Below are 9,073 nucleotides of genomic sequence, written 5' to 3' on the forward strand. Positions count from 1 at the left end.
GGGAACGCCTGGTTTATTGCCGGAGAAAATCGATCCCTCCACAGGAGCATTTCTTGGTCATTATCCTCAGGCCTTCAGCCACATCGGAGTATTCTCCAGTGGTGTAAACCGTGCTCGAATCAAATCTCATGAATGAAATAGGTGTTGGACTTTGGAGGGATCGTTTTCCGTTGACAACTTTTGAGAGACACTCACAATTTTTAAATTACCCAATCTCTACTATTTGGGCCTAACCAGAGCTTGGGATCATAGATTTCGAGAGATGTAAATGGGAGGGGAGAAAGATCGGTGCTCAGAGTTGGCCAGCATTCTTTAAAATTTCTGTATCGGCACAAAAAGCCTTATGGCTGGTTTGCGCGGATAGTCGGAAAGGTCGAGAGGATGGTTAATTGCTTATTGACTTTGTGCTTATAGAAAGCCTGGAAAGGAGATAACCATGTTCGTTCATTTTTTGAGGTTGATGGTCCTGGCGGTTATTGTGATCGTAGCCGGATCTGGTGGGATTGGGGCCCAAGAGAAAGATCCGTTAATCCCGCGAGTCCCTGTAGATCAACGCGCGGAGATGAAAAAATTAATCTCCCCGCTTTCAGTGACAAAGGACATTATTGCTGAGGGTAAAATATTGTATGAGGGCCAAGGCACTTGTCTGAATTGTCATGGAAAAAGTGGAAAGGGAGATGGCCCCATTGGGGCAGTATTGAATCCGGGCCCCCGCAACCTGACAAATTGCGATTTTCAGAAGGAACGTTCAGATGGCGAACTTTTTTGGATCATCAAAAACGGCAGTCCGGGAACGGCGATGATCCCTCTGGTCCCGGGAGCGCTTAACGAAGAAGAAGCCTGGAAAGTAATTGCCTACGTACGAAGTTTTTGCCCCTAAAAATTTTGATCATGTGCTCTTGGACTGTAACACCTGAGTGGCGGCTAACTATGATGAAAAATCAAAAGAGGTATATTCCTGAAAAATACGATCATGGTCTGGGCTCCTCTGATGCAGTCCACGTGTTAGTCGATTCTAAGGTTTCGAATACGACCAAATTTCAAATTGGATCTTCTCCCTACCGAGTGGGTAGAAGGCAGTCCATAGCGAGCGAGAAGGGTAAGCAGGCCAAGGGGATCAGTTGTTTCAAGCAAGAGCCGTTTCTGTCATGATCGCCGGATGTCAAAGGGAAGAAATCTGCTGGACGCTTTCCGATTCCCCGGGTTTCGTCCAAGGGCCACGATCAAGGGGATATGCGGAGATCCGAAGGCCAGGGTTATCCAGCTTCTGCGGCGTCAAAAAAACCGGCGTGTGGTTGGGGTGGAGCCATGTACAGGAGTTTTTACAATCGGAAGCTCCGACGTATTGGAGGCAAGGCACTCGATACGGTGCGTAAACAGGAATACCGGCGGCTGGCCGATCCGGACCGTTCGTTGATCAAGCGGCAGAAGTTTACCTTGCTGTCAAGAAAGAAGAAATTGACGTTTAAGGACCGAAGGTGGCTCAAAAAACTCTTTAGCGCCAACAAGCGACTTAACACGACCGATCTGCTGAAGGAATCCTTCGACCAGTTATGGGAGTATCAGATCGAAGGGTGGGCCAAGCGGTTTTTCGAGAACTCGAAGGCCTCGTTGAAGTGGCAGTGACTTAAGCCCTACGAGGAATTATCGGGGATGAACAAGTGGCACTGGGGCGGGATTGCTGCATATGCCAAGCCCGAGAACAAAGTCTCGCGGGGTTTCGTGGCGGAGGTGAACAAGGAGATACGGGTGATCCAACGAAGGGCGTATGGATTCCGTGATGAGAAGTATCTCCCCCTGAAAGTCTTGACCTTTATGCTCAAACCCATATGAAATACACTCCAGAATCACCCACTCACTTTGGAGATGAGCTAAGAGATTCTTTCAAGAAAATTTCCTAAAAAAATAAAAAATCTTATTCTACGTGTGAAGTTTTCGCAATAAACGCTTGCTCCAAAGATATCCAAGACCGGCAGTGCCTGGCCGGATAGGAGGAGAAGGGAGGTTCGTAATGGGAGACCATGAGTTGGTCAACCGGCCGTTGGTAAAGGCCTGGGTCTGGTGGGCGCTTATCTGGTTGACGGTTTTTCCAATCGTTGGGGTGTTGGTTTCGATCAAGTTTCATCATCCTGGATTCTTGGATGGAATTTCCTGGCTGACGTTCGGCCGACTGCGTCCCGTTCACGTGAACGGCGTCATTTTCGGGTCGTTCTCTACGGTCTTCCTGGGCATGCTTTATTACATGGTGCCCCGTCTATGCGGAACCCGGATGTATCAGGAACAATGGGGTTGGTGGTTATTGTGGCTCTGGAATGCGCTGTTGGTCCTTTCAGCCCTATCCCTGCTGATGGGGTATAACCTGGGGCTTGAGGCGGCGGAATTCCAATGGCCTCTGAATATCCTGCGTTTCGTGGTCCTGGGACTTTTCACGGTTCAGGTGTTGGGTACCGTATTTCGAAGACAGGAGCAACGCTTCTATGTGTCGATGTGGTACATCACAGCGGCCCTTATCTGGACGATCATGAACTTGATCCTTGGAAATGTACTCCTGCCCTATGCAGAGGACATCGCGGGAGTCAATAGTGCCGCGATGCACGGTTTGTACATTCATTATATTGTCGGCCTCTGGATCACTCCGGCCGGCCTGGCTTTGATTTATTATTTTCTGCCATTAAGCGCCCAAAATGCTCTCTTCAGCCATAAGCTTTCCCTGTTAGGATTCTGGGGGCTGGCCTTCTTTTATCCGTTCGTCGGCACACATCACTATCTCTACAGTCCGATTCCGCACTGGACCCAGACGATTTCAATCGTGACAAGCATGTTGCTGATCATTCCAGTCTGGACAGTAGTTGTGAATTTTTTTGGCACCATGATGGGACGCTGGGGTGCCGTGACCGGAGGGGGTGGGGCTGACAATTATGCCGCAAAGTTTCTCATGCTTGGCGCGGTCTACTATCTCCTGGGCTGCTTCCAGGGATCGATTGAGGCGCTTCGCCGGATACAGGAATTGACCCACTTCAATGACTTCGTCATTGCCCATTCCCATCTCACGATATTCGGGACCTTCATCGTGTGGGCCGTCGGCTCTTCCTATTATGTGTGGCCCAGGGTGACCGGCCGGAAACTATGGAGCGACAAGCTAGCGAGCTGGCATTTCTGGTTGACTGTCGGCGGTTTCACGATCATGGCTGTTGGGCTGACTGCTGCAGGAGTGGTTCAGGGCTCCATGCTGGAATACGGGGCCAACTTTGTGGACACCGTCAAGGAGATGAAGCCTTGGTGGGTGGTCCGGACGCTGAGTGGCGCTGTCATGGATATCGCATTGTTGCTCATGCTCTTCAATTTTTATAAAACTGCAAGGGAGGGAGAGCCGTTGGAGGAGGATGTCTTCGAGCCCCCTCAACAGGCGGATACCCCGATCCAGGTCGTCGCCAAAGGGAATTGGATTGAGAGTCCATCAACCGTGTTCTTGGTCGCTGGGTTCGGGTTTTTCTTAATAGCCGTCGGTGTCCAGGGGGTGACACCTTGGCTTATGGCCGAGACACGGACGAATCTGGTGGATGATGTGGTGACTGGAAAGAAAATCCAAGTTGCGGATTATACTCCACAGGAACTCCATGGGCGTCAGGTCTATATCCGGGAGGGGTGCTGGTATTGTCATTCGCAGTATGTGCGGCCGGTCACGGGGGAATCGTTTCGTTGGGGGCCGGTGTCCCAGGCGGGAGAGTATGCCCACGATCGTCCCCATCTATTCAGTACGAGACGAATCGGTCCGGATCTCACCCGTGTAGGGCGTAAGTATGGCGATGACTGGCATGCTGCTCATTATTGGTCGCCCCAGGATGTGGTGCCTGATTCCATCATGCCTACCTTTCCGTGGCTTTTCGAAGACCAGAAAGATGGTCAGGCGCCTGAACTCAATGAAGACGGCAAGGCGCTGGTGTCGTACGTTCAAAAGTTGGGAACAGGGATCGGTGATTGGAGAGAAGGATTCGTGTCCACTCAAATCGCGGCAGGACAGGTTCTCAACGTCAGTCCCCAAGCTCAGGAAGATCTTCTCACTCTCGGAAAGACCGTTTATGAACGGCGTTGCATAGGCTGCCATGGTGAACAGGGAGATGGTAGGGGGCCTGCCGCGCGATTCCTGACTCCTGCTCCACGGGACTTTACCAAAGGAGTATTCAAGTTCCGATCGACTCCGGGTAAGGATTCGTTGCCCACCGATGTGGATTTATACAGCACGATTACACACGGGCTCTGGGGGACTGCGATGCCATCCTGGCAGGAGATTTCTGCCAACGAACGGTTGGCTGTAATCCAATATATCAAGACCTTTTCGGATCGCTGGGAAAAGGAAGCTGTTGGACGGACCATTGCCATGCCGCCTGAACCGCCGATCACCGTAGCTTCCTTGAAAAATGGTCAGAAGCTCTTCACCGGCAACTGTATGATTTGTCACGGTCAAAGAGGGGAGGGTGACGGTCCGATGGTCCCCGTCCTTAAAGATACCTGGGATGCGCCTGTGGTTCCGGCTAATTTCACGCTTCCGGCCGGAATGCCTGGTGGAGTCAAGCTTGGGCACAATAGTGAGCACATTTTTAAATCCGTCATGACCGGTATAGGGGGAACTCCCATGCCTGTATTTGAAGAACATCTCAAGCCAGAGGAAGTCTGGGATATTGTTCACTATGTTCAGTCGTTACGGGTGGAGGCTCACCAAGCCGAACTGGTCGAAGCCGGGCTTAAAGAGTCCGATATGGAGGAAGCACGAAGAGACATCTGGGCTGTGCTATCACCCGGTGCCCGTCGAGGAAATCTTGATGAAGATACCCGATGAGCGCGGGTAGGTCTTTTCAAAATGTGTAAACCGAACCAAACCCGTAATTTTTCCCAAAAGGAAGTTCTATGAATGAACCAAAGAATCCCACAAAGACAGAGTTGGAGAAAGAAAACACCTATGTGTACCGGCATGCGGGAATAAAAGAACGAGCTGGAAGAATCCCCTTCTGGCTCTTACTTGTGGCTGTCGGCCTGATTGTTTGGAGTGTGTATTACACGATTAAATACTGGAGTGAAAGCTAAGGCAGGTTTGTCTGTGTGGAACCTCATAGGCAGGAGTTCGACGGCCAGACGATACTTCATAGGGAGGTGCAGATGCTCATCTTGACTTGCATGGGATGCGAGAGAGAATTCACATGCTCGATAGGTCGATTTCAAATGAATCGTCCTCTGGAGCCGATTCCACACACTATGTCGATATTCCATTGAAAAAAGGAGTGGAATGAAAACCAGAATTCTTATTGTGGATGATCATGCAGTCCTCCGATCTGGATTGCGGCTCCTGATCAATGGCCAACCGGACATGGAAGTCATCGCTGAAGCCGGAGACGCGGCTTCGGCCCTTAAGGCCGGGGTGGATCACCAACCGGATATTGTATTAATGGATCTGGCTATGAACGGTCACATGCATATTGACACAATCGGCGAATTCCGAAAATGTTGTCCGTTAGGACGCGTCCTCGTTTTAACCATGCACACGGAGAGTGGATACGTCCAAGGGGCAATGGCAGCTGGTGCATTCGGATATGTTGTGAAAAATTCTGCAGACACGGAATTATTGACGGCGATCCGTACCGTTGCCCAAGGAAAAACCTTTGTTGACTGGACTGTGGGGAAAGGGGTGGGGCAGGATCTCCCCGGTGTCTCGAAAAAAAGGCTGGCCGACAAGGCCCCTGGAATGTTGGGTCAACTCAGTCCGAGGGAGCGTGAGATTTTCAGTTTAGTCGCCCAAGGCTTTACCAATCAGGAAATTGCCGATCAATTGGGAATCAGTATCAAGTCTGTGGAAACGTACCGTGCAAGGGTTATGGATAAACTCGGTCTTCGTAGTCGTGCCGATCTCGTTCAGTTTGCTCTGACTTGTAATGTCCTTCAAGGGGGCAAGTCTAATCTTTAAACTCCATCCATTCCTTACCATTAAAATTCTCATACAATTCTTGTTCTTTGCCGCTTGTCAGGTTTTCCCCTCTGCCATTCCATCCTGATTCCCGTTATTTTATCCAACAAGGGACTCGAAACTAAATGTGGGCACCCTTGGCGTTCTTCGGCTATTGGGAATTCAGTTGATGAAAGGCGAAGCATGAAAGCCTCCTATTCGCAGGTCCATACTTTTTCATTTCCCATAATGCTCGCTGAATTATGAACTTTAAAGAACAACTACCGTTTTAATAACCATCTTTTCCCTCTCAAATCCCTCAATTGCCGAAACGCCTCAACACGCTAGTTCGCTCAGTTGCGGTAGTAATGTTTCCGAGAAACTTCATTTATTAAGGAGTAAGAGAGACGATGGCCATGATTCATGGACTGCATTTCAATAACATTCGAGGAGATATATACGGGGGTGTGGTAGCGGCAGTCGTCGCCCTTCCCTTGGCACTGGCTTTTGGTGTGGCCTCCGGCGCCGGAGCGATTGCCGGACTGTATGGCGCAATCTTTGTCGGCCTGTTCGCTACCTTGTTCGGTGGAACACCTGCGCAATGCTCCGGCCCTACCGGCCCTATGACCGTCGTCATGGCGGGTATACTGGTTCAGTTTTCTGACAATCCCGCCCTCGCGTTTACTGTGGTGATTATGGGTGGTGGGTTGCAAATTATTTTTGGCCTGCTCGGATTTGGTCATTATATTGCTCTTGTTCCCTATCCGGTTATTTCCGGATTCATGAGTGGAATTGGATGCATTATTCTTATTTTGCAGGTGGGACCACTTGTCGGATTAGAAGCCAAATCTGAGGGAATCGTCGCAAACCTGCTGGCCATTCCTGAGTTTTTGGCCAATCCTCTTCCTCAGGCGGCGATTCTGGGTATCGTGACCCTCGCCATTATGTATTTGACACCGGTACGAATCAGTCAATTCATTCCTCCTCAACTCCTCGCATTATGCCTGGGGACCTTTGCTGCCTATATGTTTTTCCCCCAGGTGCCGTTGATTGGGCATGTTCCAGAGGGGTTCCCCTCCCTAATATTTCCTGATATTGAGCCTCATGCCTTTGTCATCATGGCTGAAGGAGCGGTCGTGCTGGCTCTCCTGGGTAGCATCGACAGCCTCCTGACCTCGCTGGTGTGTGACAATATGACCCGGACCCAACATGATTCCAATCGTGAATTGATTGGTCAGGGAGTTGGTAATATGGTGGCAGGCGTGTTTGGTGGCCTTCCCGGAGCAGGCGCGACGATGCGGTCCGTGGCTAATATTCGGAGCGGCGGCCGTACCCCTCTTTCAGGGATGCTGATGGCGTTGGTGTTATTAGCCACGTTACTGGGATTGGGGCCCCTTGCGGAAAAGATACCCCTGGCCGTGTTAGCCGGAATTTTGTTTAAAGTGGGCTTGGACATTATTGATTGGAGATTCCTCCGACACTTGGTCAAGGCCCCACGAACAGATGTGATCATCATGGGAGTTGTGCTGATCATTACGGTTCTGGTGAATTTGATCACCGCTGTTGGCGTGGGAATCGTACTGGCGAGTCTGTTGTTTGTGAAGCGGATGGCCGACCTTGAATTAGCCAATTTGCGGATCATTAGTGCGCCGACAACCGAGATTCCTTTTGGGCCTGAAGAAAAGGCCATTCTCGAACGTAATAACGGTCGAATCGTCTTAATCCACGTGGATGGACCGATGAGTTTCGGATCCGCTAAAAATATGGTAAGACGGCTGGAATCGATCAAGGGATTCAATACCTTTACTCATGTGCTTCTTGACTTGACTGATGTCTCGGCCATTGACGGAACAGCCGCTCTTGCTATCGAAGATATGCTTCGTATGGTTCAGGCACATCGCCAGAATCTTTACTTTGTTGGAATTAATGCGGGAGTGCTCAAAGTCCTGGAAGGATTGGGGGTCTTGGCCCACATTGGCCCTGAACAGCGGTACGACCTCCGATTGGATGCCTTGCGTCATGCCGACCAGGAGCCCACCTCTTCTGCAGGTGCCTATAATTCCGGAAGTCTCTTCCAATCGGTTGAGCAGTGACATGTGTAAATTTCACCAAAGAAAATTATTCTCTGATTTGTCTCTTTAAGGGGAAAGGTATGATTAAAGAGAGGCATGAAGAGCGTTTGGAAAAGACTTAGGATAATCCTGATCTGTATAGAGTGCCTAATGGAATGGGATGGAGGATGGCTGCCAAAGGTTCATGCAGATGCTGCTCATTTCGGATCGGAATCAGCTGCTTCGGCGATTCACCGTTTTCGCCAGCCGCAGCTTCCCTTCGGAGGAGAAGAACAGGAGATCGAAAGCCCAACCATTGATCGAGTATCCGGTGAAGAGAGCGGTCCTCGCATTCCAGAGCCCATGGTTTTCGATCTTGTCCGACCTTTGGGGGCAAAAATGGGGGAATGGGAGGTGAATACCCTTGCGTTATTCCCGCTGAATGGACAATCAGAAACTACCGATGATGCGCAAGATCCTTTAGGGTTGGTGCGCAGAAGCTCTGATAAGCAGGGAATTGAATGGGCTCCGGAAATTGAGTGGGTCCTTGCAGACGGTATTGCTATCGAATTTGAATTTCCGATGGAAAATTCAACACTCGAAGCGTATAAGGTGGCAGGCCAATGGACATTTGGTACTGCTTTCAATAATCGATTTATCCATGGTGCGCAGACGATTGTGCAATACAATATTGATCCGAGGGGATGGACGACGACTCTTTTGTATGTAGGCGGGGGGCGGCTGGATTCGACATGGAGCATTCTTGGAATGATCGGGGGTCGGGGTATTACGAATGGAGGTTCCGGAGACTCAAACGTGGAAGTGTTGACCAATGTTACTCTCTTTGCAGATCTCTCCGAACGACTGGTAGGAGGCCTTGAAACGAATTTCAATCAAGTGGTCGGAGGAGACCTCTCAGTGCTGCTTATGCCACAGTTACATTACGAAGTCAGCAAAAACTGGATGGTCCAAGCCGGTGGCGGTGCGCAATTCACCAGTGAATTTATCTTGCCCCAAATAGGATTTCGCTTAATACGCGAATTTTAAAAAATGTGAGCAGGGAAATTTCCTTTTTTCAATGGCTTCC

General features: G+C 50.1%; 6 protein-coding genes and 1 pseudogene. All 7 read left to right on the forward strand.

Annotation, left to right across the window (positions count from 1 at the left end):
• Positions 1–436 precede the first annotated feature (436 nt).
• Entirely contained in the window at positions 437–880 is a 444-nt protein-coding gene (locus AAH187_RS15365) for a c-type cytochrome (protein WP_342349350.1), read from the forward strand.
• Positions 881–1,308: 428 nt separating this feature from the next.
• A pseudogene (locus AAH187_RS15370) lies at positions 1,309–1,833 on the forward strand (transposase).
• 178 nt (positions 1,834–2,011) lie between these two features.
• Positions 2,012–4,837 (forward strand): cbb3-type cytochrome c oxidase subunit I, encoded by a 2,826-nt coding sequence (locus AAH187_RS15375; RefSeq protein WP_342349351.1) that lies wholly within the window; start codon positions 2,012–2,014, stop codon positions 4,835–4,837.
• A 68-nt stretch (positions 4,838–4,905) separates the two neighbouring features.
• Complete coding sequence (locus tag AAH187_RS15380; RefSeq protein WP_342349352.1) at positions 4,906–5,082, forward strand: hypothetical protein; 177 nt, start codon at positions 4,906–4,908, stop codon at positions 5,080–5,082.
• A gap of 199 nt (positions 5,083–5,281) precedes the next feature.
• A complete protein-coding gene (locus AAH187_RS15385; protein WP_342349353.1) occupies positions 5,282–5,956 on the forward strand; it encodes a response regulator transcription factor in 675 nt (224 codons plus the stop codon).
• Positions 5,957–6,345: 389 nt separating this feature from the next.
• On the forward strand, positions 6,346–8,028 hold the full coding sequence (locus AAH187_RS15390; protein ID WP_342349354.1) for a SulP family inorganic anion transporter: 1,683 nt from the start codon (positions 6,346–6,348) through the stop codon (positions 8,026–8,028).
• Between the two features lie 129 nt (positions 8,029–8,157).
• Positions 8,158–9,033, forward strand: coding sequence for a hypothetical protein (locus AAH187_RS15395; RefSeq protein ID WP_342349355.1), 876 nt, complete (start codon positions 8,158–8,160; stop codon positions 9,031–9,033).
• Positions 9,034–9,073 lie beyond the last annotated feature (40 nt).

The organism is uncultured Nitrospira sp., assembly GCA_902500695.1.
Lineage (GTDB): Bacteria > Nitrospirota > Nitrospiria > Nitrospirales > UBA8639 > Nitrospira_E.

Bases quoted from the DNA above. Each gene is read 5' to 3' on its own strand.
- AAH187_RS15375 (WP_342349351.1), top strand. From the start codon at position 2,012: ATGGGAGACCATGAGTTGGTCAACCGGCCGTTGGTAAAGGCCTGGGTC.
- AAH187_RS15365 (WP_342349350.1), top strand. From the start codon at position 437: ATGTTCGTTCATTTTTTGAGGTTGATGGTCCTGGCGGTTATTGTGATC.
- AAH187_RS15395 (WP_342349355.1), top strand. From the start codon at position 8,158: ATGGAATGGGATGGAGGATGGCTGCCAAAGGTTCATGCAGATGCTGCT.
- AAH187_RS15390 (WP_342349354.1), top strand. From the start codon at position 6,346: ATGGCCATGATTCATGGACTGCATTTCAATAACATTCGAGGAGATATA.
- AAH187_RS15380 (WP_342349352.1), top strand. From the start codon at position 4,906: ATGAATGAACCAAAGAATCCCACAAAGACAGAGTTGGAGAAAGAAAAC.
- AAH187_RS15385 (WP_342349353.1), top strand. From the start codon at position 5,282: ATGAAAACCAGAATTCTTATTGTGGATGATCATGCAGTCCTCCGATCT.